Source organism: Pseudomonas sp. 14A, from assembly GCF_018132745.1.
Lineage (GTDB): Bacteria > Pseudomonadota > Gammaproteobacteria > Pseudomonadales > Pseudomonadaceae > Aquipseudomonas > Aquipseudomonas mercuritolerans.
Genome location: NZ_JAGRQJ010000014.1, coordinates 1 through 25,544 on the forward strand (window position 1 = coordinate 1; position 25,544 = coordinate 25,544).

The following is a 25,544-nucleotide window of genomic DNA, read 5'->3' on the forward strand; positions in this document are numbered from 1 at the left end:
CCTGCTCGCGAAAGCGCTGGGTCAGATAGACCATTCGGTGACTGACCCGGCGCATTCGCGAGCAGGCTCGCTCCCACAGGTTTACTGGGTGTGTTTACCTTAGGCGGCTCGCTCGCTGGCCGCCACCATCGCCGAAGCGGCAAGCATCGCCCTTAGCAACACCGCGCACCCCGCCGCGAGATCATCCGGTGCGGCATTCTCGATTTCGTTATGGCTGATCCCACCCTCGCACGGCACGAAGATCATCCCGGCCGGACCTAGCTCGGCGAGAAAGATCGCGTCATGCCCGGCGCCACTGACAATGTCCATGTGCGACAGACCCAGCCCTTTCGCGGCGCCGCGCACCGCCTCTACACAGCCCTTTTCGAAGTACAGCGGCGGGAAGTCGGCGGTCGGGGTCAGTTCGTAGGTGAGGCCGTGCTCTTCGCAGGTCGCATCGATGACTTGTTTCACTTCGGCAATCATCGAATCCAGCCGCGCCGGCTCCAGATGCCGGAAGTCGAGGGTCATGCGCACTTCGCCGGGGATCACGTTGCGCGAGCCGGGATAGGCCTGAAGGCAGCCAACCGTGCCGCAGGCGTGGGGCTGATGGCCGAGGGCGGCGCGGTTGACGGCGCCGACGATCACCGAAGCGCCGACCAGGGCATCCTTGCGCAGGTGCATCGGCGTCGGGCCGGCGTGGGCTTCGACGCCGCGCAATTTCAGATCGAACCACTTCTGCCCGAGCGCGCCGAGTACCACGCCGATGGTTTTCTCTTCATCTTCAAGGATCGGGCCTTGCTCGATGTGCGCTTCGAAATACGCGCCGACCGCGTGCCCGCTGACCTTGCGCGGGCCGGCGTAGCCGATGGCGTTCAGCGCCTCGCCAACGGTGACGCCGTCGGCATCGACCTTGGCGAGGGTTTCTTCGAGGGTGAATTTCTCGGCGAAGACCCCGGAGCCCATCATGCACGGGGCGAAGCGTGAGCCCTCTTCGTTGGTCCAGACCACCACTTCCAGCGGCGCTTCGGTTTCCACGCCGAGGTCGTTGAGGGTGCGCAGCACTTCGACGCCGGCGAGTACGCCGAAGCAACCGTCGAACTTGCCGCCGGTGGGCTGGGTGTCGATGTGACTGCCGGTCATCACCGGCGGCAGATTCGGGTTGCGTCCGGCGCGCCGGGCAAAGATGTTGCCGACGGCATCGACCGTGACGCTGCAACCGGCGTCCTTGCACCACTGCACGAACAGGTCGCGGGCCTGGCGGTCGAGGTCGGTCAGGGCCAGGCGACAGACGCCGCCCTTGACCGTGGCACCGAGTTTCGCCAGTTCCATGAGCGAGGCCCAGAGGCGATCGCGGTTGATGTGCTGATGGGTGGATTGCAGAACGTCTACGGCTGCGTTCATGGGGATCTCCTCAATGCTGATGCCGATAGTGCCCACGCTCTGCGTGGGCATTCATCCATGGACGCTCTGCGTCCGCTGTTGGGACGCGGAGCGTCCCGGGCTGCGTTCCCACGCAGAGCGTGGGAACGATCAGTTTCGGCGGTGTATGGAGCATCGCCTTCGCGAGCAGGCTCGCTCCCACAGTGAGAATGCTTTTCCAATGTGGGAGCGAGCCTGCTCGCGAAAAGGCCCTTGCTCACACCGCTGTTTTCACGGCAGAAGGCTGCGCCCGCATCACACACAGCCCGTAATAAATCACCCCGCCCAACGCTGAGCCGGTGAACCAGCCATAGCTGTAGAACCAGCTGAAGGCATCGCTGCCCAGCGACAGCAGAGTCAGCACCACCGGTACACCAAACGCGAGAAAGCCGGCCCAGTTCCACGCCGGATACACGTCATCGCGGTACAGCCCGGCGAGGTCCAATTGCTGTTTCTTGATCAGGAAATAATCCACCACCATGATCCCGGCGATCGGCCCGAGCAGGCTCGAGTAGCCCAGCAGCCAGTTTGAATACACGGTTTCCAGGCTGATGTCGGAAACGATCAGGCCAAGCTTTTTCAGCAGTTCATGGCCCATCAGCACCAGCCCGACCAGACCAGTCAGTAACACCGCTTTGGTGCGGTTGATCACCTTTGGCGCGATGTTCTGGAAGTCATTGGTTGGCGAGACGATATTGGCGGCGGTGTTGGTCGACAGCGTGGCAACGATGATCAGCGCCATGGCCACAGCGACCCACACCGGGCTCTGGATATGGCCGATCAGCGTGACCGGGTCGGACACGGTGACGCCGACCAGTTTCACCGATGCGGCGGTCATCACCACGCCCAGCGCGGCGAAGAGGAACATGGTCAGCGGCAGGCCGAAAATCTGCCCGAGGATCTGATCCTTCTGGCTCTTGGCGTAGCGACTGAAGTCGGGAATGTTCAGCGACAGCGTGGCCCAGAACCCGACCATCGCCGTCAGCCCTGCCGCGAAGTAACTGACCACGCTGGCGCCTTCCGGACGCTTGGGCGGGATCGCCAGCAACTCAGTCATCGACACATTGGGCATCGCCCACACCAGCAGGCCAATGCCCACCGCCACCAGCAACGGCGCCGACAAGGTTTCCAGCCATTTGATCGACTCGGCACCGCGAATCACCACCCACAGATTCAGCGCCCAGAACACCATGAAACCGATCACCTCGCCGGTGCCGCCGAGGGATTTCCAGCCCTCGAACACCGAGCCGAGAAACAGGTGAATCGCCAGGCCGCCGAACATGGTCTGGATGCCGAACCAGCCACACGCCACCAACGCGCGGATCAGGCACGGCACGTTGGAACCGAGAATGCCGAACGACGAGCGCAGCAGCACCGGAAACGGAATGCCGTACTTGGTGCCGGGGAAAGCATTGAGGGTCAGTGGAATCAACACGATGACGTTGGCAAACAGAATCGCCAACAGCGCTTCGCCGACGCTCAAGCCGAAATAGGCGGTGAGCACGCCGCCGAGGGTGTAGGTCGGCACGCAAATCGACATGCCGACCCACAGCGCGGTGATGTGCCATTTGTTCCAGGTGCGTTCGCGCACCTTGGTCGGTGCCATGTCGTGGTTGTAGCGGGGACTGTCGAGGACATCACTGCCCGCTTCGAGCTCGTACAAGCCGTCGCGCTCGGTCACTTGTGATCTGGTCTGTTGCATGGCCGCTCCACTGTTCTTCTGATTATTTTTTGCTCATCAGGCGGCTGGCGCATACGGCGCCAGCCGGACGATGGCCGGAGGAACTGACAACTTTCATGCACCGGCCATGGTGTCAGCGACGGCATCAATAAACGTGCCGGTCTGGCGCTGAACGCTTGGGCGGTGCACTGCACGCTTTGCAACTTTCTGATATTCATCAGTTTTAATTGAATATTCGATGAGTCCGGGAAAACTTGTCTGAACGCTCAGGCTAAACGTCGGGCAAGTTGTCCGAAGTGTCAGGACTCAAACTGGTGCACTGCATTTATTTTTGTCGGTGAACCCGCAACCGCAGCACAACTTCAAGCGGCTGATTTCACATAGGAAATCTTGCTCATATTTCCATCCTGTCAAGTGCGTCAAAATGGTGAGCAGCCTCACCATTTTGGTGATTTATATTATTTATTCTTATTTATCAATAGGTTGAAAGAGCTATAAGCTTATAAAAAATATTCTTGATCATTCTTGAAATCGCGACTAGTTTCTATTCCTGACAGCGATGACAGGAATATGAACTGCGCCGCTGTACTTCAATAAAACATCTAGAACCGGCACAAGTCGGTCATGCCTGCGAGGAATCCGGAATGTCTCTGTTGATCCGTGGCGCCACCGTTGTTACCCATGATGAAAGTTACCGCGCCGACGTCTATTGCGCTGACGGCGTGATCAAAGCCATTGGTGAAAACCTCGACATTCCCGCCGGCGCCGAAGTGCTCGACGGCAGTGGCCAGTACCTGATGCCCGGCGGCATCGATCCGCATACGCATATGCAACTGCCGTTCATGGGCACCGTGGCCAGTGAGGATTTCTACAGTGGCACGGCGGCGGGTCTGGCCGGCGGCACCACGTCGATCATCGATTTTGTGATTCCCAACCCGCAGCAATCGCTGATGGAAGCGTTTCATCAGTGGCGCGGCTGGGCGCAAAAATCTGCGTCGGACTATGGCTTCCACGTCGCGATCACTTGGTGGAGCGAGCAGGTGCGCGAGGAAATGGCCGATCTGGTCAGCCACCACGGCATCAACAGCTTCAAGCATTTCATGGCCTACAAGAACGCGATCATGGCCGCCGACGACACTCTGGTGGCGAGTTTCGAGCGCTGTCTGGAACTCGGTGCGGTGCCGACTGTGCACGCAGAAAATGGCGAGCTGGTCTATCACCTGCAACGCAAGTTGATGGCTCAGGGCATTACCGGGCCGGAAGCGCATCCGCTGTCGCGACCTTCGCAGGTCGAAGGTGAAGCCGCGAGCCGGGCGATCCGCATTGCCGAAACCATCGGCACGCCGTTGTACCTGGTGCACGTTTCCACCAAGGAAGCTCTGGACGAAATCACCTATGCCCGCAGCAAGGGCCAGCCGGTTTACGGCGAGGTGCTGGCCGGGCACTTGCTGCTCGACGACAGCGTCTATCAACACCCGGACTGGCAGACCGCCGCCGGCTACGTGATGAGCCCGCCGTTCCGTCCGCGCGGCCACCAGGAGGCGCTGTGGCACGGGCTGCAGAACGGCAATCTGCACACCACCGCCACCGACCACTGCTGCTTCTGCGCCGAGCAGAAAGCCGCCGGCCGCGACGACTTCAGCAAGATCCCCAACGGCACCGCCGGTATCGAAGACCGTATGGCGGTGTTGTGGGATGAAGGCGTCAACTCGGGGCGATTGTCGATGCAGGATTTCGTCGCGCTGACCTCCACCAACACCGCGAAGATTTTCAACATCTACCCGCGCAAAGGTGCGATCCGTGTGGGCGCCGACGCCGATCTGGTGCTGTGGGATCCGCAAGGCACACGGACCATTTCCGCCAAGACCCACCATCAGCAGGTGGACTTCAACATCTTCGAAGGCAAGACCGTGCGCGGCGTGCCGAGCCACACCGTTAGCCAGGGCCGTGTGGTCTGGGCCGACGGCGATCTGCGCGCCGAACGCGGCGCCGGACGCTACATCGAACGGCCGGCCTACCCGGCGGTGTTTGATTTGTTGAGCAAGCGGGCGGAGTTGCACAAGCCGAGCGCTGTTAAACGCTGAAATCCAGGCCTTCGGCCTTCGCGAGCAGGCTCGCTCCCACAGGTGAGCGCATTGCAAATGTGGGAGCGAGCCTGCTCGCGAAGAGGCCCTCCCTGACGCCATAAAACCACTGCCCACCAGAGGCAGCACCTCAATTAGCCATGAGGCCATAAACCGTGATCGAGACCCTGAACCACCTCCCCCACCCGCACGAAAGCGCGGCCGCCCTCGCCGGCCATTTCACTGATCTGGCGCCGCCGCTCAATGCCCGTCAGGCGCATCTGGAAGCCTCGCGCTGCCTGTATTGCTACGACGCGCCTTGCGTCAATGCGTGCCCCAGCGAAATCGATATCCCGTCGTTCATCCGCAACATCCATCAGGACAACGTACAGGGCGCGGCGCAAAAGATCCTCTCGGCAAACATCCTCGGCGGCAGTTGCGCGCGGGTCTGTCCGACGGAAATCCTCTGCCAGCAGGCCTGCGTGCGCAACAACGCGCAGGAATGTGCGCCGGTGCTGATTGGTCTGCTGCAACGTTATGCCGTAGACAACGCACATTTCGCCGAACATCCGTTCCAGCGCGCCCCGGCCACAGGCAAACGTATCGCCGTGGTCGGCGCCGGGCCGGCCGGGTTGTCCTGCGCCCATCGCAGCGCGATGCACGGGCATGACGTGGTGATTTTCGAAGCACGGGAAAAGGCCGGCGGGCTCAACGAGTACGGCATTGCCAAGTACAAACTGGTCGATGACTACGCGCAGAAGGAGCTGGATTTTCTCCTGCAGATTGGCGGGATAGAAATCCGCCACGGCCAGAAACTCGGTGCAAACCTCACCCTCAGCGAACTGCATCAGCAGTTTGACGCGGTATTCCTCGGCCTCGGCCTGAATGCCAGCAAGCAACTCGGTCTGGCCCACGAAGACGCGCCGGGCCTGCTCGCCGCCACCGATTACATCCGCGAACTGCGCCAGGCCGATGACCTCACGCAACTGCCCTTGGCCGAACGCTGCATCGTTCTCGGCGCCGGCAACACCGCGATCGACATGGCTGTGCAGATGGCCCGCCTCGGCGCGCGCGACGTCAATCTGGTGTATCGCCGTGGTGCCGCAGACATGGGCGCCACCCACCATGAGCAGGACATCGCCAAAGCCAACCAGGTGCGATTGCTGACCTGGGCGCAGCCGGAGCAAGTGTTGCTCGATGATCAGGGCCGCGTGCGCGGCATGCGTTTCGCCCGCACCGATCTGGTTGAAGGCCGTCTGCAAACCACCGGAGAAACCTTCGAGCTGGCTGCCGATGCGATCTTCAAAGCGATCGGCCAAAGCTTCGATGACAGCGCTCTCAGCGATCCGTTGGCGCGCGAACTCAAGCGTCAGGGCGAACGCATCGAGGTCGATGAAAACCTGTGCACCAGTGTCCCCGGCGTGTATGCCGGCGGCGACTGCACCAGCCTCGATCAGGACCTTACCGTGCAAGCGGTGCAGCACGGCAAACGCGCCGCCGAGGCGATCAACGCTCAACTGATGCTCAACGTGGAGGCTGCGTAAATGGCCGATCTCTCGATAGTCTTCGCCGGTATCAAAGCGCCCAACCCGTTCTGGCTGGCCTCAGCGCCACCCACCGACAAAGCCTACAACGTGGTCCGCGCCTTCGAAGCGGGCTGGGGTGGCGTGGTCTGGAAAACCCTGGGTGAGGATCCAGCGGCGGTCAACGTTTCCTCGCGTTATTCGGCGCATTACGGTGCCAATCGCGAAGTGCTGGGCATCAACAACATCGAACTGATCACCGACCGTTCACTGGAAATCAACCTGCGCGAAATCACTCAGGTGAAAAAGGATTGGCCGGATCGCGCGTTGATAGTGTCGCTGATGGTGCCGTGTGTCGAGGAGTCGTGGAAACACATCCTGCCGCTGGTCGAGGCCACTGGCGCCGACGGCATCGAACTGAACTTCGGCTGCCCCCACGGCATGCCCGAACGCGGCATGGGCGCAGCGGTCGGCCAGGTGCCGGAGTACGTCGAGCAGGTGACGCGCTGGTGCAAGACGTACTGCTCGCTGCCGGTGATCGTCAAACTCACCCCGAACGTCACCGACATCCGCGTCGCTGCCCGGGCGGCGCATCGTGGTGGCGCCGATGCGGTGTCGCTGATCAACACGATCAACTCGATCACCAGCGTCGACCTGGACCACATGGTCGCCCTGCCCACCGTCGGCAGCAAAAGCACCCACGGCGGTTATTGCGGTTCGGCGGTCAAGCCGATTGCGCTGAACATGGTCGCGGAAATTGCCCGTGACCCGCAGACCCAGGGCTTGCCGATCTGCGGCATTGGCGGCATCGGCAGCTGGCGCGACGCCGCGGAGTTCATGGCGCTGGGCAGCGGCGCGGTGCAGGTGTGCACGGCGGCGATGCTGCATGGTTTCCGCATTGTCGAAGAGATGAAGGACGGCCTGTCGCGGTGGATGGACAGCCAGGGCTACGCCAATATCGCCGAATTTTCCGGGCGTGCGGTGGGCAACACCACCGACTGGAAATACCTCGATATCAACTACCAAGTGATCGCGAAGATCGACCAGGAGGCGTGCATTGGTTGCGGGCGTTGCCACATCGCTTGTGAGGACACCTCACACCAGGCGATCGGCAGTCTGAAACAGGCCGACGGCACGCATAAATATGAAGTGATCGATGAGGAGTGTGTGGGCTGCAATCTGTGCCAGATCACCTGCCCCGTGGCCGACTGCATCGAGATGGTACCGATGGACACGGGCAAGCCGTTTCTGGACTGGAATCATGATCCGCGCAATCCGTATCACGTTGCAGTCTGAAAAAGCCCCTCACCCTAGCCCTCTCCCAAAGGGAGAGGGGACTGATTGGGGGATGCTGACAAACTCCGCCGACCTGTAAGAGTTGTTGTGAATCCAGAATCGACCGGGGTTCACAGGCAGGACTGCTTTGCATCCATAATCGACACGGTCTTTCAGGTCGGTGTACCTCTCAATACACCTCGGTCGGCCCCCTCTCCCTCTGGGAGAGGGGACTGATTGGGGGATGCTGACAAACTCCGCCGACCTGTAAGAGTTGTTGTGAATCCAGAATCGACCGGGGTTCACAGGCAGGACTGCTTTGCATCCATAATCGACACGGTCTTTCAGGTCGGTGTACCTCTCAATACACCTCGGTCGGCCCCCTCTCCCTCTGGGAGAGGGGACTGATTGGGGGATGCTGACAAACTCCGCCGACCTGTAAGAGTTGTTGTGAATCCAGAATCGACCGGGGTTCACAGGCAGGACTGCTTTGCATCCATAATCGACACGGTCTTTCAGGTCGGTGTACCTCTCAATACACCTCGGTCGGCCCCCTCTCCCTCTGGGAGAGGGCTGGGGTGAGGGTAGGCCCTTGATGGTGCTCTTCAAGGCTCCAGCCCGATCCCGCGCAAAATCACACCCGTCACTGTCTGCACCGCCCGCTCGAACTGCATATCCGACAACGGCTGGTGATCATTCAGAATATTCACCTGATGATCAAAGTCGGCGTAGTGCTGGGTCGACGCCCAGATCATGTACAGCAAGCCCGACGGCTCCACCGGCAGAATCCGCTTGTCCTCGACCCACTGGCGAATCTTCGCTTCCTTCATCTTCGCCCAGTCATACAGGCTCGCATCCAGCGCCTCGCCCAGGGTCGGCGCGCCGTGGATGATCTCGTTGGCCCAGACTTTCGAGCCATACGGCCGGCTGCGTGAGTGGTTCATCTTGGCGCGGATGTAACTGCTCAGCACCACGCGCGGGTCGTCGAACATCTCGAAGCACAGCGCGTCCTGCTTCCACACTTCCAGCAGATCGAACAGCACCGCGCTGTACAGCTCGCTCTTGGTGCTGAAGTAGTAATGCAGATTGGAACGCGGCAACTGCACTTCGGCAGCGATGTCCGCCATGGCGGTGCTGCCGAAGCCTTTTTCGGCGAAAACCTTTTCCGCCGCCAGCAGGATTTTCTCGACGTTACTGCGGCGAATTTCGATCTTGTGATTGCCCATGTGGGCTCCCTGACAACAGCGTTGCGCAAGACTAGCATCCGCTCTGATCCGGGCGCGACCGCCGCCAACAAAACTTCGCAGGTACAAGCGCTATGGCACAGCGCTCACACCGATAGGCGTTGGTTCACTCACGCCCAGATTACCTTCGACCTGCCCGGCCATGTGCAGTGTGCCGGCCATCACCCCCGTGGTCGGATTTTGCAGCAGCTTCTGCCAGGCCTTGTCGAAGGTGTTGCCGAGGCTGCTGCGGATCAGCGCTTCGCTGTCGGGGCGGTCGTTGGCCTGGATGATGGCGCGTATGCCGGCCACGCCGACGGAAATCATCGCCCCGGCGAGTTTACCCGCCGCTGCCGCCACCGCACTGGCGGCGCCGCGCGGGGCCATTTCTGCCTCGATGCGTTGGCTGGCGCGCTTGGCCACCGGGGCCATCGCTGCGTCGGTGGAGGAAATGCCCTTGGCGCCGCCGTCGGTGTGGATCTTGTCGATCAGTGCGGCGTACGCCGGGAGGGTGTTCAGCGGCTCGGTGCTGATGACTTTGAACAGCGAAGCATCCCGCGCCGGCGGCGGGCCCAGGGCGATGGCCGGGATCTTCTGCAAACGCCCATTGAGCTGCGCAATCGGCACACCATGACGCTGGGCGATGAGCGGCATCTGCTGCGCCATCAACTGCGCGTAGAACGCCGTGGCCTGCGCCAGGATCGCATCCGGATCGATCTCCACGGCGACCGGCGCGAGGACTTTTTCCTGATATTGCTCAAGCAGATACGCCGCCAGCCGTTTCGCCGAAGCGTCCTGCTCACCGCCGGCGCTGATCGTGTACCAACTGACCTTCATCGACAGCCATTCCTGGGTCCAGTAGCTGCTGAACCAGGGGATGAAATTTTCTTCAGTTTGCTGATAGACCCGAGTGCGCCAATGTTCCATTGAGCCACGGGCGAACAGCTTGACCTGCTCGGTGGCCTGCTGCGAAGCGCTGAGGATCTCGCGGTCGATCTGCTGCCAGGTTTGCGCCGACACCACCACCGCCTGCGGCGCACTCACCGGCGCCCGGGCCGAGGTGGCGCAGCCGGCGAGCAAAAGCAGTGCGGCGACGACCAGCGCGCGTGGGTTCACGGTGGTGGTGTCCTTTGGCTTGGGGAGATGCTGGTTTGAGTATAGGCAGGTCAGTCGATTTCGATGCTGAAGGTTCCGGCCTCTTCGCGAGCAGGCTCGCTCCCACATTTGAATGCCTTGCACCTGTGGAAGCGAGCCTGCTCGCGAAGGCGCCAACAGCAGCACCACAAACCTCAACCATCACCGCCATCGATATCCACCATCGCCACGATTGCCTTCCGCCCTCCCTTGATGAAAGGCACGATTGACCCATCCGAAACACAACGAGGCGTTCACATCATGATCCACACCCAAGTCACCCTCGCCGTGAGTTTCCCGGTGTTCGGCAGCAACTACTACCAACAGCACGTCGTGCCGCGCAATGCGCAGACGCTGGTGTTCAACAAGGATTTCGACGATCTGCTGATGCCCGCCGCCAGCAATCATTTCAGCAATGAAGTGGTCGGCCTCAACGATCAGTTCCGTTTTCTGAGCGACATACTCGCCACCCATTTGCTCGATCACGAGGCCTCGGTGCCTGCGCGATCCCGCGTCCAGGCGAACGCTCGTTTTTTCAGCTGAAGGCTGATGCACAGAGGGCGTTCCTTTGATGGGAACGCCCTCTTCATTCAATCAGTCATCATCGCGATCACGGTGATAACGACGGCCATCGCGGCGGTCGTCATCGCGGTCGTCCCAGCGCCGGTCATGGTCGTAATAGCGGCCGTGGTCGCGGTCGTAGTGCCGGCCATGCCGGTGGTCATCATCAAAATCCGCAATACAGCCGCTCAGCAATACGGCGGCGGTCACAGTGAGCAGCATCGTTGTCGCTTGCTTCATTCAACACTTCCCTAAAACCCAAGGTCTTGACGACGGAAATCGCCACGCTGCACCGCGTCTTCGGGACGCAGTGCGCGCAGCCGCAGATACGACCGGGCAAAAGCGCGTTGATTCAGTGGCCACTATCGACCGTTTGTCGGCCCGTTCGCCACGGCCGAACGGCGGCGTAATGCCACCTATACTGCTTGCAACCAACCCCCATGCAATGGATCTGCACCCTCAATAACAACAAGCAGAGGTGGACCATGGTCTGGCAGCAAATCTACGACCCGTTCGGTAACCCGGTGCTCTCTACGCTGATGGCCGCAGTGCCGGTGGTGGTGATGCTCGCGGCGCTGGCGTTCTTTCACGTCAAGGCGCATCTGGCGGCGCTGATGGCGCTGGCGTCCGCCCTGCTGATCTCGATTTTCGCCTTCGACATGCCGGCGGGCATGGCCGGTTCGGCGGCGTTGTTCGGCGCGGCGAATGGCTTGCTGCCGATCGGCTGGATTGTGCTCAACATCATCTTTCTGCATCGCCTGACCACCGAAAACGGCTCGTTCAAAGTGCTGCAGGATTCCCTAGCGCGGATCACCGATGACCGACGTTTGCAGTTGCTGCTGATCGCCTTCTGCTTCGGCGCGTTCTTCGAAGGTGCGGCGGGGTTTGGCACGCCGGTGGCGGTGACCGGGGCGATCCTGATCGGCCTGGGTTTTTCGCCATTGGCCGCATCCGGCCTGGCGCTGATCGCCAACACCGCGCCCGTGGCTTTCGGTGCGCTGGGTACGCCGATCATCACCCTGGCCAAAGTCACCGGGCTGGATGAGATGGAGCTGTCGATGATGGTCGGGCGGCAGCTGCCGTTCTTCTCGGTGCTGGTGCCGTTCTGGTTGATCTGGGCGTTTGCCGGGTGGCGCAAGATGCTCGAGGTGTGGCCGGCGATTCTGGTGGCCGGGGTGAGTTTCGCCATCCCGCAATTTCTCGTGTCCAACTACCACGGGCCGATGCTGGTGGACGTCATCGCTGCGCTGATATCCATGGCCTGTCTGACGCTGTTCCTCAAGGTGTGGAAACCGGCGACCATCCACACCTCGGCAGCGCTGTCCGGGCGCGTCGACAACTCGAAAGTCGATGAAGAAACAGTCACCGCCAGCGCTGCGTTCAGCGATCAGGCGCGCCCGGCAGTGATGCGTGCGTGGATGCCGTGGATTATTCTCACGGTGTTCGTTTTTGCCTGGGGCACGCAGGGCTTCAAGAACATGTTCGACACGCGCCCGGTGATCGACCCGGTCACGCAATCGGCCAAGCTCGACCCGCAAGGCAAACCGGTGCGCGAGGCCAACCCGATCTTCGCCCCAGCGGTGACCTTCACCGGTCTGCACCTGCAAATAGAAAAAGTGCCGCCGGTTGTCGCAGCGCCGAAAGCCGAGGAAGCGATTTACAAGTTCACCTGGCTGACCGCGACCGGCAGCGGGATTTTGCTGGCGGCGATCGTCGGCGGTCTGCTGATGGGTTATTCGATCCCGCAACTGATCAAGCAGTACCTGCGCACGTTGTGGGTGGTGCGATTTTCGTTGATCACCATTGCGGCGATGCTCGCGCTGGGCTTCCTCACCCGCTATTCGGGGCTGGATGCGACCATGGGCCTGGCGTTCGCGGCGACGGGGATTTTCTATCCGATGTTCGGCACTTTGCTCGGTTGGCTGGGAGTTGCGCTGACCGGTTCCGACACCGCTTCGAACGTGCTGTTCGGCGGCTTGCAACGGGTGACCTCGGAACAACTGGGTATCAGCCCGGTGCTGATGGCGGCAGCGAACAGTTCCGGTGGGGTGATGGGCAAGATGGTCGATGCGCAGTCGATCGTCGTTGCCTCGACCGCAACCCGTTGGTACGGGCATGAGGGCGAGATCCTGCGTTATGTGTTCTTCCACTCGATCGTGCTGGCGATCCTGGTCGGCGGGCTGGTGACGTTGCAGGCGTACGTCGCACCGTTTACCTCGATGGTGGTGGGTGGGCCATAACTGAAAAACACAACTCCACTGTGGGAGCGAGCCTGCTCGCGAAGAGGTCGGCACATCCAGCAGCGGCTGGGTCTGACCCGACGCTTTCGCGAGCAGGCTCGCTCCCACAGGTCAATTGATGAGCTGCGCACATAACTCTTAGGCGCAAATCCGACAAAACCTTTTCCCTCCTGCTGCGGTCACTCCTTTTACGAGACTGGCATGCATGCCGGCGCGCCCGTTTGGGCCTTTTGCAATCCTGCCGCCCGATGAGAGACAAGGAATCGAACCATGCCGATTTCCCGACGCAATTTCATGATCCTCGGCGCCGTAACCGCGACGGCGTTCGCCATGCCCCCCTTTATCAGCCTCAAGGCCTACGCGGCCAGTCTGGAGCAACCGGCCATGAGTAAAGTTACCCTGCAAGTCAACGGTAAACCGCAAACCCTCGAAGTCGACACCCGCACCACGCTGCTCGACGCCCTGCGCGAACACCTGCACCTGACCGGCACCAAGAAAGGCTGCGACCACGGCCAGTGCGGCGCTTGCACGGTGATCGCCGACGGTCGGCGGATCAACTCCTGCCTGACCCTCGCGGTGATGCACGACGGCAGTGAGGTGACCACCATCGAAGGCCTCGGCATGCCGGACAAGCTGCACCCGATGCAGGCCGCGTTCATCAAGCACGACGGTTACCAGTGCGGCTATTGCACCCCTGGGCAGATCTGCTCGGCGGTCGCGGTGCTCAAGGAAATCCGCGACGGCATTCCCAGCCACGTCAGCCCGAGCCTGACCGAGCCGCCGAAGCTGATCGCCGCCGAACTGCAAGAGCGCATGAGCGGCAATATCTGCCGCTGCGGCGCGTACTCGAACATCATCGAAGCCATCACTGAAGTCGCGGAGGTGCCGGCATGAGAGCCTTCAATTACAGCCGCGCCGACTCGCCTGCCGCAGCCGCTTCCCAGGCTGCGCAAGTCGAAGGCGCCAAGTTCATCGCCGGCGGCACCAACCTGCTCGACCTGATGAAACTCGACATCGAAACCCCGGTGCACCTGATCGATATCAACCACCTCGGCCTGGACCAGATCGAAGCAACACCCGAAGGCGGACTGCGCATCGGCGCGCTGGTGCGCAACACTGATCTGGCCGCCGACGCGCGCGTGCGCAAGGACTACGCCCTGCTCTCCCGCGCCCTGCTCGCCGGGGCTTCCGGGCAGTTGCGCAACATGGCGACCACCGCCGGCAACCTGCTGCAACGCACCCGCTGCCCGTACTTCTACGACACCCACCAGGCCTGCAACAAACGCAACCCCGGCAGCGGTTGCGCGGCGATCGGCGGGGTCACCCGGCAGTTGGGGATCATCGGCGTCAGCGACGCTTGCATCGCCACCCACCCGAGCGACATGGCCATTGCCATGCGCGCACTCGATGCGCAGATCGAAACGGTCAAGCCTGACGGCAGCACGCGCAGCATTCCCATGGCCGATTTCCATCAATTGCCGGGCAACACGCCGCACATCGAAACCAGCCTCACGCCCGGCGAGTTCATCACCGCCGTGACCCTGCCGGCACCGGTCGGCGGCACGCACATTTATCACAAGGTCCGCGATCGCTCGTCTTACGCGTTTGCCCTTGTTTCAGTCGGTCTGATCCTGCAAAAGGACGGCACCGGCCGTGTCGCCGTCGGCGGCGTTGCGCCGAAACCGTGGCGGGTCGAAGCCGCTGAAGCGCTGTTGCCCAAGGGCGCCAAAGCGGTCAGCGAACGCCTGCTCGAAGGCGCGACACCCACCGATGACAACCAATTCAAACTGACACTGGTCGAGCGCACGCTGGCTTCGGTGTTGGCGCAAGCGAGGGAAACCGCATGAAATTCGACACGCCCGCCACCACCAATCCCATCGACCGCCTGAAAGTCGTCGGCCAGCCCACCGAGCGCATCGAAGGCCCGTTGAAAACCAGCGGCCAGGCCACTTACGCCTACGAGCAACATGAAGCGGCGGCCAATCAGGCCTACGGTTTCATGGTCGACTCGGCGATCGCCAAAGGGCGGATCAAAGCCATTCATCTCGACGAAGCCAAAGCAGCGCCCGGCGTACTCGCAATCGTCACTGCCGAGAATGCCGGCAAGCTCGACAAAGGCGATTACAACGCCGCGCACCTGCTCGCCGGTCCCGAAGTGCAGCACTACCAGCAAGCCGTTGCATTGGTGGTTGCCGAAACCTTCGAACAGGCCCGCGCCGCCGCGCAACTGGTCAGGGTCGATTACGAGACCAGCGAAGGCAAGTTCGATCTGGCCAGCGTCAAAGACCTCGGCGTCGAGCCGAAAGACGAGCTGCCGGACGTCAATCACGGCGACTTCGACAAGGCCTTCACCGCCGCGCCGGTGCAGTTCGATCAAACCTACACCACGCCAGACCAGTCCCACGCGATGATGGAACCGCACGCCACACTCGCCGCGTGGAAAGGCGATCAGCTGACCGTGTGGACCTCGAACCAGATGGTCGCTTGGAGTGTCGGTGACATTGCGAAAACCCTCGGCCTGCCGAAGGAAAAAGTCCGATTGGTCTCGCCGTACATCGGCGGTGGTTTCGGCGGCAAACTGTTCATCCGCGCCGACGTGATTCTCGCCGCTCTCGGCGCGCGCATGGCGGGGCGGCCGGTGAAAGTAGCCCTCGCCCGCCCGCAAATGGCCAATAACACCACCCATCGCCCGGCTACGATTCAGCGCATCCGCATGGGCGCAACGGCGGACGGCAAGCTGACCGCCATCGCCCATGAAGGCTGGTCAGGCAACCTCGCCGACGGCAAGGTCGAACTGGCCGCGCAACCGAGCCAGTTGCTCTACGCCGCAGAAAACCGCCGCGTCAGCATGCGCCTCGCCCCGCTCGACCTGCCCGAAGGCAACGCCATGCGCGCGCCGGGTGAAGCGCCGGGGCTGATGGTGCTGGAAATTGCCATGGACGAAATGGCCGAACAACTGAAGATGGATCCGGTGCTGTTCCGCATCGCTAACGACACTCAAGTCGACCCGGTGAAAACCGAGCGGCCGTTCTCCCAACGCCAACTGGTCAAATGCCTGCAGATCGGCGCGGAGAAATTCGGCTGGGATCAGCGTAAGGCGCAACCGGGCACCCGTCGTGAAGGCCGTTGGCTGATCGGCATGGGCGTGGCGGCGGCGTTTCGCAACAACCTGCTGGTCAAGTCCGGCGCCCGCGTGCGCCTGGAGCGTGATGGCAAGGTCGTTGTTGAAACGGACATGACCGATATCGGCACCGGCAGCTACACGATCATCGCGCAGACCGCCGCCGAGATGATGGGCGTTGGTCTGGATGATGTAGTGGTGCGTCTGGGCGATTCGGACTTCCCGGTGTCGGCCGGTTCCGGTGGCCAGTTCGGCGGCAACTGCTCGACCGCTGGGGTCTACGCTGCGTGCGTGAAACTGCGCGAAGCGGTGGCGGCCAAGCTGGGGCTGGCCGCGGATCAGGCGGAGTTTGCCGATGCACAGGTGCGGGTCGGCAGCAAGAGCCTGCCGCTGCGCAACGCGGCTGAAGGCGGCGCGCTGGTCGGCGAGGACAGCATCGAGTTCGGTGATCTGGCCGAGAAATATCAGCAATCGACCTTCGGCGCGCACTTCGTCGAAGTCGCCGTCGATGCCGCCACTGGCGAGGTTCGCGTACGGCGCATGCTCGCGGTGTGCGCTGCGGGACGGATCCTCAACCCGACGTCGGCGCGCAGTCAGGTCATCGGCGCGATGACCATGGGCGTCGGCGCGGCATTGATGGAAGAGCTGGCGGTGGACAAGCGCCTGGGCTTCTTCGTCAACCATGACCTGGCCGGATACGAGGTGCCGGTGCACGCCGACATTCCGCATCAGGAAGTGATCTTCCTCGAAGAAACCGACCCGATTTCATCACCGATGAAGGCCAAGGGCGTGGGTGAATTGGGGATTTGCGGCGTTAGTGCGGCGGTGGCGAATGCGATCTACAACGCCACCGGCGCGAGGGTGCGCGAGTATCCGATTACGCTGGACAAGATTCTGGATTCATTGCCGGAGATGATCTGAAGCGAAAAGCCCCTCATCGGAACGCCGCCCGCCTAGCCCTCTCCCAAAGGGAGAGGGGACCGATCCGGGTATATTCAGGATGTGCAGCGAGGTGAAAGTCTTTCTGTGTATCCATAATCGCAACGGCAAGTTCAGGTCGATGCACATCGCAAGACACCCCGGTCGGCTCCCACTCCCCCGGGAGACGCCTGGGGTGAGCCGCATGCTGTTAGCGCACCTGCATGGGGTGCTAGGGGTCGAGTGGATTCACCACCACGCTTGCAGAATGCCGAACGTCTCCAGCATCCCCCAATCGGCTCCCTCTCCCTCGGGAGAGGGCTGGGGTGAGGGGCACGGTTTCACTCGGTCTTTGGATATTGCTCATCACTGACCTGCTCCATCCAGTCCACCACCTTGCCATCCAGCACTTCGGCAATCGCGATATGACTCATCGCCGTCGTCGGTGCTGCCCCGTGCCAGTGCTTGGCGCCCGGGGCAATCCACACGGTATCGCCCGGGCGGATTTCACGAACCGGCTGGCCCCACTCCTGCACGAAGCCTACCCCCGAGGTGACGATCAATGTCTGCCCCAGCGGATGGGTATGCCATGCCGTGCGCGCGCCAGGCTCAAACGTCACGATCGCGCCGCTGATCCGCGCCTCATCGGTGCCTTTGAACGACGCATCCACCCGCACCGTGCCGGTAAACCAGTCAGCAGGGCCTTTGGCCGAAGGTTGCGAGCCATTCGGTGTGACCGTGACGCGGGGATTTTCGGTGGCCTGCACCTCACCAGCCAGCAGCGAGAGCGTCAGTGCGGAAGCAGCAATCGGGTTCATGGCATTTCCTCCAATAAATGATGCAACCACTGTAGCGATCCGCACTCTTTGGATAATCGACTAGAATCCGAAAAAACTTATGCAGGAAAATCATCAATGCTTCGGGAAAATGCCACCGACCTGCTCGCCTTTCTCACCGTCGCCCGTGAACGCAGTTTCACCAAGGCCGCGGCCAAACTTGGCGTGTCGCAATCGGCGCTCAGCCACACCATCCGCAGTCTCGAAGCGCGTCTCGGCCTGCGCCTGCTGACCCGCACCACGCGCAGCGTTTCGCCGACCGAGGCCGGCGAACACTTGCTGCAAACCATCGGTCCGCGCTTCGATGAAATCGAAGGGGAACTGGCCGCCCTGAGCAACCTGCGTGAAACTCCGGCGGGCAAGATCCGCATCAGCGCCACCGACCATTCGCTGAACAGGATCCTGCGTCCGGTGTTGCAGGATTTCCTGCCCCAATACCCGGATGTGTCGGTCGAGGTTTGCTGTGACTATGGTTTCGTCGACATCGCCGGCCAGGGCTTCGATGCCGGTGTGCGCCTGGGCGAAGACGTCGCCCAAGGCATGATCGCCACCCGTATCGGTCCGGATATGCGCATGGCCGTGGTCGGCTCCCCCGCCTACTTCGCCCGGCGCGATCCGCCGCAAACCCCGCGCGACCTGACCGACCACGCCTGTAACAACCTGCGCCTGCCAACCAATGGCGGGCTGTATTCGTGGGAGTTCGAAAAGGACGGTGAAAGTCTGAAGGTGCGCGTTGCCGGGCAGGTCACCCTGAATGGCGTATACCCGTTGCTCGACGCTGCACTGGACGGATTCGGTCTGAGCTACATCCCGGAAAACGTCGTCGCGCCCTTTCTGGCGGACGGTCGCCTGGTCCAGGTGCTTGGAGACTGGTGCCCGGCATTTTCCGGTTATCACCTGTACTACCCGAGCCGGCGCCAGGCAGCGCCAGCGTTTGCGTTGTTGCTGGAGGCGTTGCGCTATCGCGGTTGACCCGGCTCAGCCCAGCAACGCAATCAACTGATGCCGCTGCGCATCGGTCAACATCGGCCCAAAACCGGCTCCGGCGTTGTCAGCCATGTAGCGCGGATTGCTGGTCCCGGGAATCACACAGGTCACCGCCGGATGCGCCAGGAGAAACTTCAGCGCCAGTTGCGGCCAGCTGTTGACCTGCACATCCGAAACCCACGCCGGTAGCGGTTTGCCCTTGAGCCGGGCGAGCAAATCGCCGCCGCCAAACGGCCGATTACAAATCACCGCCACACCACGCTCGCGGCACAGCGGCAGGATGCGTTTCTCGACCGCACGATCATCGAGGGCGTAGTTGATTTGCAGAAAGTCCAGCTTCTCGGCCTTCAACACCGCTTCGACTTCGTCATAGGCCGACGAGGTGTAATGGGTGATGCCGATGTAGCGAATCCGCCCCTGCTCCTTCCATTCGCGCAGGGTCGGCAAGTGGGTTTGCCAGTCGAGCAGGTTGTGAATCTGCATCAGGTCGATGCGCTCGGTTTGCAGCAGTCTGAAGGACTGCTCCATCTGCGCGATGCCCTCTTTGCGCCCGCGCGTCCACACCTTGGTGGCGAGGAACGCCGGCGAGCGCGGTTCGTGGATCGACAGCAGTTCACCGGTGGTCTGCTCGGCGCGGCCGTACATGGGTGAGCTGTCGATCAGCGTGCCGCCCTTCCTGAACAGCGCTTCGAGCACGGCGGGCAATTGCCGGTAAACCGGATCGCCCGCAGCGACGTCGAAACCGCGATAGGTGCCCAAGCCGACCATGGGCAGTGCCTCGGAGCTGGAAGGGATGGCGCGGGTCTGCATGGTCTGGTCTCCTGCCGTGGGCGGCGCAGTGGCGGTCGGCGCTACGCTGCTGGCCAACGCCTGATCAATGGTGAACAGCGCCGCAGCTTGGGCAGCCAACGTGAGCAAGCGGCGACGGGAGTAACTCTCAGTGTGGCGCATGCGAGTCCTCCTGCTGCGCGGATCTGTTGCACGGTGTGTGCGCCGGCTGTCAGGCGCAGTCGCTGAACTACACTGCCACAGCCAACCTTTCTCCCCGTTAAAAGTAGCCGAATGTCCCGAACCCTGATGTCACTCGTCGTTTTCATCATTGCCGTGTACCTGGTGCTGTGCGCCGCGCTGTTCGTGTTTCAGCGCTCGCTGATCTGGTTTCCCCAGCCTGCCGCCGTGGTTGCGGCGGATTCGCGATTGAAACTGTCAATGCCGGATGCCGAGGTCTGGGTGACCACTCGAGAGCGCAGCGGATCGCAGGCGCTGATTTATTTCGGGGGCAATGCCGAGGACGTATCGCGAAATCTGCCGGAGTTCACCGAGGCGTTTCCTGACTGCGCGCTGTATTTCCTGCATTACCGGGGCTTCGCTGGCAGCACCGGCTCGCCATCCGAAGCTGCGATTGCCGAAGATGCGCTGGCGTTGTTCGATCAGGTCTACGCCAGCCACCCGCAGATTGCGGTCATCGGACGCAGCCTCGGCTCGGGGGTGGCGGTGCGCCTGGCCAGTCAGCGGCCGGTGCAGAATCTGATTCTGGTGACGCCGTTCAACAGCCTCGAGGAAATCGCCGCACGGCAATACCCGTGGGTGCCGGTGAACTGGTTGCTCAAGGATCGTTTTGAATCGGGCAAGTACGCGGCGCATATCCGCACGCCGACGTTGCTGTTGGCGGCCAGTGATGACGAAGTGATAGGGCGCAGCAGTACACAGCGGCTGTTCGAGAATTTTCCTGCGGGCGTGGCGACGATGAAGGTGGTGCCGGACTCGGGGCATAACTCGATTTCCGAGCGCGAGCAGTATTTGCAGTGGCTGGGGGATGTGTTGAATCGCTAGTGGTTGCTTCCCAGCGATAGAGGCGCTGGCCGGGCTGGCCCCTTCGCGAGCAGGCTCGCTCCCACGGGTGTTCCGGGTACGCCGCAAGTCCAATGTGGGAGCGAGCCTGCTCGCGAAGGCAGCGGTTCGAACAACAGCAATCCAATTGCATTTGCCGCCACTGAACCAAGTCCAAAAAACCCAGTCCTATCCGCGCCGCCACACACGGCTCACCCACTCAAGCGCTGTCCCCCTTTCAGAGCTGTCCGTCCCATGCGCCACACCGTTCGTTCGTCTCGCTTCGTTTCGCTGTGCCTGCTGAGCCTGTTTCCTTTGTTCACTGAATCCGCCCACGCCAGTGCGGAGCGCGAGCTGGTGGCCGCCATCAATGATTACCGCGCCCATCCGCAACGCTGCGATCGCCGCCCTGCGCAGCGTCTGGCGCCTTTGGCTTTGAAATCGAATCTGGCCTTGCCGATCGGCTATCGCTACGGCGGCGGCATGCGCGAGGCGTTGAAGTCTTCCGGCTATTCAGCAATCACGGTTCGCAGCATCCGCATTATCGGAGCCGAAGACGCCGACGAGGCCTTCGATCAGTTGCAGAGCGATTATTGCGGCGCCTTGCTGGATGCGAACTACGCCGACATCGGCGTCAGCCATTCGCGCAATCAATGGCAGGTGGTGCTGGCGCAACCGGTGCTCGACAGCCGCGTCGGTGACAACCGCAGCGTCGGCAAGGCATTGCTCGCCGAGGTCAACGCTGCCCGCGCCCGGCCGCGCATGTGCGGCCGCCAGCGCTTTGCCGCCGCGCGACCGTTGAGCTGGAACGCCGCCCTCGGCGCAGCGGCTCAGGGGCACAGCAAGGCCATGGCTTACGGCAACTACTTCGCCCACCGCGACCCCGACGGCGACATGCCGGCCGACCGCGCCAGGGCTGCCGGCTATCGCGGCCGTCAGGTCGGGGAAAACATCGCTGCCGGACAAAGCTCACCGGGTAAGGCCATGGCCGGCTGGCTGGCCAGCCCGGGCCACTGCGCCAACTTGATGAACCCGATGTTCACTCAGGTCGGCGCCGGCTTCGCCAGTGAAGCGCGCAGCGACGAGGGTGTTTACTGGACGATGCTGTTCGGCGCGCCGTAAATCACGGCTGGCTCCGGGCGTTCTCATCGCTTGGCGTGGCCGAGCGCGGCATGACGTGTTGATGACCGGTCGGGTCGTTGAGCTGCACGGCATTGCCCTTCTGCCACGCGTCAGCCCCCGGTGCGACCGGCGCCGGTTTGATCTCGGCACGGGCCTTTTTCTTTTCGGCGCTATCAATGCCCAGACGCTGATCGCGCTGGCGGACCATTTGCGCATCGGCCTGACCGTCAGCGGTAAAGCCCATCATCAGCTGCGGCACGCCCAGCGGCAGTTGCTTGTCCTGATCGGTGTGCCAGGTGTGCCAGGTCTTGCCGTAGGTATTGGCGAGTTTTTCCATCAAGCGCGTTTCTGCCACTTGCGGGATGCCCGGCGCGACCAACTGGCCAGAACTGACTTCGTGAGCGTGGCTGTGCCACAAGGCTTTCTCTTTTGCCGGCAATTGCGTGAACAGGCGCTGGCTGATGATGTATTCGACGCCCATCAGCTTGGCTTCAGCGGTGTTGCCGTCGTAGATCACGCACTGGAACACTTCTTCGTTGAGCGCCGAGCAATAGTGGTGAGCTTCCATCTGCGCGCCGGGATGACCGTTGTAAAAATGGAAGCCATCGAGGTACATGTTCAATGCACGAATCGGCGGTTTGTCCTGCAACCACTGCGCGCCGACTTCGAGCATTTCCGTGTCGGAGGCCTTGGCCTGACCGGGCGTCTGCACCGGTGAATCGGTGTTGCTCATGGCGCAACCGGTCAACGCGGCGACCATCAGAGCGATAGGAACCCAACGTCCCTGTGAGGTTATCGTACGCATGTTTCATTCCTCGAACTTTCAGTGACGGGCGCGTGCTGGCCCTGTTCTGCAACTGAAAGCAGGAGAACGGCAGAGTTCGAAAAAGCTGCGTGCGGATCAGACTGGAGAGATCGTCGCCAGCACGCCGATCAGAATGGTCAAGGTCAGGAAACCGCCGAGAAAAATCGCCATCTTGTACATGTTGCGCTCCTTGATGCTGGGTGTGCGGTGCACCGGACGCTGCGGGATGAGGTCGGAGGGTGACTGGCCGCACTACCGGGGCATTCTGAGCCTGTGGCTGTACTGAATACAGAGGCAGATGAAACAGAAAAATACGGATCAGATGCGCATCTGATCCGCTTCGGGGATGAAGCGGTATTCAGGCTGAGACTTGAGGATCCACTTTCGGCGCGGTTGATCTACAGTCATTGCCGACCGACAACAATAAAAACCGGAGTGACCATGCCCGACCTCGCCTTGCAGCCCAACGTCGCCGCGTCCCTTGAGCGCTGGCACGAAATGATCCGCAGCGGCAATCTCAAAGCCCTGCCTGATCTGCTCGATCCGCAAGCTGTGTTCCGCTCGCCCATGGCCCACACGCCCTACCCCGGCGCGCCGGTGGTGGCGATGATCCTCAACACCGTGTTTGAAGTCTTCGAAGATTTCGCCTATCACCGCGAGTTGGCGACGGCGGATGGCCTGAATGTGATTCTCGAATTCAGCGCCAGGGTCGGCAGCAAGGAACTCAAAGGCATCGACATGATTCGCTTCGATGAGCACGGCAAGATTGTCGAGTTCGAAGTGATGGTACGGCCGCTGAGCGGGTTGCAGGCACTGGGCGAAGAAATGGGTCGGCGCCTGGGGGCCTACCTGGCGAACGCGAAAGCCTGAATCTTCGCCGGAACGTAGGAGCGTAGGAGCGTAGGAGCGTAGAAGCTGACGAGTGCAACGAGGCTGCGATCTTTTGATCCTGATCTTGATCTTCAAACGTCAAAGTCAAAGTCAAAAGATCGCAGCCTCGTTGCACTCGTCAGCTCCTACAGGTTCGGCGTACAAAAAAACCCACTGACCGTCGCCGGTTCAGTGGGTTTTGTGTTTCAGGGTTCTGGTTACAGAGCCATGTCACGTGCAGCGTTTTCCTTCGGCGCTACGGCTTTGTCAGCCGCAGGTGCCGCCGGAGCAGCTACCTGACCGATCACCGGAGGTGTCGGCAGTTCGAGGATCTTGGCGGTGTAAGCCCACTCGGCAGCCACTTTGGCCGGATCGCTGTTCAGCTGGGTGCCATAGCTTGGCACGATCTGGTGCAGCTTGGTCTGCCACTCTGGGGTTGCGACTTTGTCTTTGAAGACTTTCTGCAGCACGCTCAGCATGATCGGCGCAGCGGTCGACGCGCCCGGCGATGCGCCCAGCAGGCCGGCGATCGAGCCGTCTTGCGAAGCAACGATCTCGGTGCCCAGTTTCAGCACGCCGCCAGCGGCTTCATCACGCTTGATGATTTGCACACGCTGGCCGGCTTGCCACAGGCGCCAGTCTTCGGCTTTGGCGTTCGGGAAGTATTCCTTCAGCGCGTTCAGACGGTCTTCATCCGACAGCATCAACTGACCGGCAAGGTACTCGACCAGCGGGTATTCCTTGATGCCGACCTTGGTCATTGGCCAGATGTTGTGGGTGGTGGTGCTGGTCAGCAGGTCGAAGTACGAACCTTCCTTGAGGAACTTGGTGCTGAAGGTCGCGAACGGGCCAAACAGAATGACGCGCTTGCCGTCCAGGACACGGGTGTCCAGGTGCGGAACCGACATCGGTGGCGCGCCAACCGAAGCCTTGCCATAGGCCTTGGCCAGGTGCTGCTCGGCAATCGTCGGGTTCTCGGTCACCAGGAACGAACCGCCAACCGGGAAGCCTGCGTATTCCTTGGCTTCAGGAATGCCCGACTTCTGCAGCAGGTGCAGGGCACCGCCGCCAGCGCCGATGAACACGAACTTGGCGTCGGTTTCGGTCTTGCTGCCGTCTTTGAGGTTTTTGTAGCTGACACGCCAGGTGCCGTCGGCGTTCTTGGTGATGTCTTCGACTTCGCTCGACAGTTTCAGATCGAAGTTGGGTTTGGTTTGCAGGTGAGCGGCGAACTGGCGGGTGATTTCGCCGAAGTTCATGTCCGTACCCAGCGGGCTCCAGGTGGCCGCGATTTTCTGGTTCGGGTCACGCCCTTCCATCATCAGCGGTACCCACTTCTTGATCACAGCCGGATCTTCGGAGTACTGCATACCGGCGAACAGCGGGCTCGCCTGCAGCGCTTCGTAGCGCTTTTTCAGGAACTTGATGTTGTCATCGCCCCACACGAAGCTCATGTGCGGTGTGGTGTTGATGAACGAGCGAGGGTTCTTCAGCACGCCCTGCTGAACCTGCCAGGCCCAGAATTGACGGGAAACCTGGAACGCTTCGTTGATCTCGACAGCTTTCGGGATCGTTACGTTGCCCTTGTCGTCTTCCGGGGTGTAGTTCAGCTCGGCAAGAGCCGAGTGACCGGTACCGGCGTTGTTCCAGCCGTTGGAGCTTTCCAGGGCGACGCCATCGAGGCGCTCGACCATTTCCATCGACCAGGTCGGTTCCAGCTCATTGATCCACACACCCAGGGTGGTGCTCATGATGCCGCCGCCGATCAGCAGGACGTCAACTTTCTTCGCTTCGGCAGCATTGGCAGACGACATCCCCATCGCCAAAGCCAGACCGAGCAAGGCTGTGTTCACTTTCTTAAACATCTGTTGCACCTATGATAAAACGCCTTCCGCCCGTCGTTGTTATCAGTCTGCGTTGCGCTTGGTTGACGCTCAGGCTGGCATCGCGCAAT

21 protein-coding genes are annotated in these 25,544 nt (G+C 61.6%); 12 read left to right on the forward strand and 9 right to left on the reverse strand.

Annotation, left to right across the window (positions count from 1 at the left end; all coding sequences use genetic code 11):
* Positions 1-99: 99 nt before the first annotated feature.
* Together PS14A_RS14645 and PS14A_RS14650 are read right to left on the reverse strand one after the other, a co-directional pair.
* A complete protein-coding gene (locus PS14A_RS14645; protein WP_122602773.1) occupies positions 100-1,383 on the reverse strand; it encodes a Zn-dependent hydrolase in 1,284 nt (427 codons plus the stop codon).
* 235 nt (positions 1,384-1,618) lie between these two features.
* Positions 1,619-3,103, reverse strand: coding sequence for an NCS1 family nucleobase:cation symporter-1 (locus PS14A_RS14650; protein ID WP_212616579.1), 1,485 nt, complete (start codon positions 3,101-3,103; stop codon positions 1,619-1,621).
* Positions 3,104-3,726: 623 nt separating this feature from the next.
* Here PS14A_RS14650 and hydA point away from each other — a divergent pair.
* The 3 genes from hydA (at position 3,727) to preA (ending at position 7,964) form a co-directional block, all read left to right on the forward strand.
* The gene (hydA, locus tag PS14A_RS14655) at positions 3,727-5,166 is read left to right on the forward strand and encodes a dihydropyrimidinase (RefSeq protein ID WP_212616580.1); all 1,440 of its coding nucleotides are present in this window, start codon (positions 3,727-3,729) and stop codon (positions 5,164-5,166) included.
* A gap of 155 nt (positions 5,167-5,321) precedes the next feature.
* Entirely contained in the window at positions 5,322-6,689 is a 1,368-nt protein-coding gene (locus tag PS14A_RS14660) for an NAD(P)-dependent oxidoreductase (RefSeq protein WP_212616581.1), read from the forward strand.
* On the forward strand, positions 6,690-7,964 hold the full coding sequence (gene preA / locus PS14A_RS14665) for an NAD-dependent dihydropyrimidine dehydrogenase subunit PreA (RefSeq protein WP_212616582.1): 1,275 nt from the start codon (positions 6,690-6,692) through the stop codon (positions 7,962-7,964). It begins immediately after the preceding gene.
* Between the two features lie 584 nt (positions 7,965-8,548).
* Here preA and PS14A_RS14670 read toward each other — a convergent pair.
* A complete protein-coding gene (locus tag PS14A_RS14670; RefSeq protein ID WP_024013291.1) occupies positions 8,549-9,169 on the reverse strand; it encodes a TetR/AcrR family transcriptional regulator in 621 nt (206 codons plus the stop codon).
* Between the two features lie 90 nt (positions 9,170-9,259).
* Positions 9,260-10,282 carry a hypothetical protein gene (locus tag PS14A_RS14675; protein WP_212616583.1) on the reverse strand — a complete coding sequence of 341 codons (1,023 nt, stop codon included), beginning with the start codon at positions 10,280-10,282 and terminating at the stop codon, positions 9,260-9,262.
* A gap of 279 nt (positions 10,283-10,561) precedes the next feature.
* Between PS14A_RS14675 and PS14A_RS14680 the strand changes: the two genes are divergently transcribed.
* Positions 10,562-10,843, forward strand: a complete 282-nt coding sequence (locus PS14A_RS14680; RefSeq protein ID WP_212616584.1) for a hypothetical protein — start codon at positions 10,562-10,564, stop codon at positions 10,841-10,843.
* Between the two features lie 51 nt (positions 10,844-10,894).
* Here the strand turns inward: PS14A_RS14680 and PS14A_RS14685 are convergent, their stop codons facing one another.
* Positions 10,895-11,101 carry a hypothetical protein gene (locus tag PS14A_RS14685; protein ID WP_016775135.1) on the reverse strand — a complete coding sequence of 69 codons (207 nt, stop codon included), beginning with the start codon at positions 11,099-11,101 and terminating at the stop codon, positions 10,895-10,897.
* Positions 11,102-11,346: 245 nt separating this feature from the next.
* Here PS14A_RS14685 and PS14A_RS14690 point away from each other — a divergent pair, with 245 nt between their 5' ends.
* From PS14A_RS14690 to paoC, 4 genes are all read left to right on the forward strand, one after another.
* Positions 11,347-13,101, forward strand: a complete 1,755-nt coding sequence (locus PS14A_RS14690) for an L-lactate permease (RefSeq protein ID WP_130902471.1) — start codon at positions 11,347-11,349, stop codon at positions 13,099-13,101.
* A gap of 270 nt (positions 13,102-13,371) precedes the next feature.
* Positions 13,372-13,995, forward strand: coding sequence for an aldehyde dehydrogenase iron-sulfur subunit PaoA (paoA, locus tag PS14A_RS14695; RefSeq protein ID WP_016775137.1), 624 nt, complete (start codon positions 13,372-13,374; stop codon positions 13,993-13,995).
* Positions 13,992-14,948, forward strand: coding sequence for a xanthine dehydrogenase family protein subunit M (locus PS14A_RS14700; RefSeq protein WP_016775138.1), 957 nt, complete (start codon positions 13,992-13,994; stop codon positions 14,946-14,948). The genes paoA and PS14A_RS14700 overlap by 4 nt, the downstream gene beginning before the upstream one ends.
* Positions 14,945-17,143, forward strand: coding sequence for an aldehyde oxidoreductase molybdenum-binding subunit PaoC (gene paoC, locus PS14A_RS14705; protein WP_212616585.1), 2,199 nt, complete (start codon positions 14,945-14,947; stop codon positions 17,141-17,143). Before PS14A_RS14700 ends, paoC begins: the two co-directional genes overlap by 4 nt.
* Positions 17,144-17,481: 338 nt before the next feature.
* Here the strand turns inward: paoC and PS14A_RS14710 are convergent, their stop codons facing one another.
* A complete protein-coding gene (locus PS14A_RS14710) occupies positions 17,482-17,958 on the reverse strand; it encodes a cupin domain-containing protein (protein WP_212616586.1) in 477 nt (158 codons plus the stop codon).
* Between the two features lie 96 nt (positions 17,959-18,054).
* On the opposite strand from PS14A_RS14710, the gene PS14A_RS14715 reads away from it, so the two are divergent.
* Positions 18,055-18,948: a LysR family transcriptional regulator gene (locus PS14A_RS14715; protein WP_212616587.1), complete on the forward strand. Its 894-nt coding sequence runs from the start codon at positions 18,055-18,057 to the stop codon at positions 18,946-18,948.
* A 6-nt stretch (positions 18,949-18,954) separates the two neighbouring features.
* On the opposite strand, the gene PS14A_RS14720 is transcribed toward PS14A_RS14715, so the two are convergent.
* Positions 18,955-19,914 carry an aldo/keto reductase gene (locus PS14A_RS14720; RefSeq protein ID WP_212616588.1) on the reverse strand — a complete coding sequence of 320 codons (960 nt, stop codon included), beginning with the start codon at positions 19,912-19,914 and terminating at the stop codon, positions 18,955-18,957.
* Positions 19,915-20,025: 111 nt separating this feature from the next.
* On the opposite strand from PS14A_RS14720, the gene PS14A_RS14725 reads away from it, so the two are divergent.
* Positions 20,026-20,796, forward strand: a complete 771-nt coding sequence (locus PS14A_RS14725) for a hypothetical protein (protein ID WP_212616589.1) — start codon at positions 20,026-20,028, stop codon at positions 20,794-20,796.
* A gap of 252 nt (positions 20,797-21,048) precedes the next feature.
* Positions 21,049-21,915 (forward strand): CAP domain-containing protein, encoded by an 867-nt coding sequence (locus PS14A_RS14730; protein WP_212616590.1) that lies wholly within the window; start codon positions 21,049-21,051, stop codon positions 21,913-21,915.
* 1 nt (position 21,916) lies between these two features.
* Here the strand turns inward: PS14A_RS14730 and PS14A_RS14735 are convergent, their stop codons facing one another.
* On the reverse strand, positions 21,917-22,675 hold the full coding sequence (locus PS14A_RS14735; RefSeq protein ID WP_249121320.1) for an OBAP family protein: 759 nt from the start codon (positions 22,673-22,675) through the stop codon (positions 21,917-21,919).
* Between the two features lie 486 nt (positions 22,676-23,161).
* On the opposite strand from PS14A_RS14735, the gene PS14A_RS14740 reads away from it, so the two are divergent.
* Positions 23,162-23,590 (forward strand): nuclear transport factor 2 family protein, encoded by a 429-nt coding sequence (locus PS14A_RS14740; protein WP_212616592.1) that lies wholly within the window; start codon positions 23,162-23,164, stop codon positions 23,588-23,590.
* Between the two features lie 218 nt (positions 23,591-23,808).
* Here the strand turns inward: PS14A_RS14740 and mqo are convergent, their stop codons facing one another.
* Positions 23,809-25,455 (reverse strand): malate dehydrogenase (quinone), encoded by a 1,647-nt coding sequence (mqo, locus tag PS14A_RS14745; RefSeq protein WP_076563408.1) that lies wholly within the window; start codon positions 25,453-25,455, stop codon positions 23,809-23,811.
* Between the last annotated feature and the right edge of the window lie 89 nt (positions 25,456-25,544).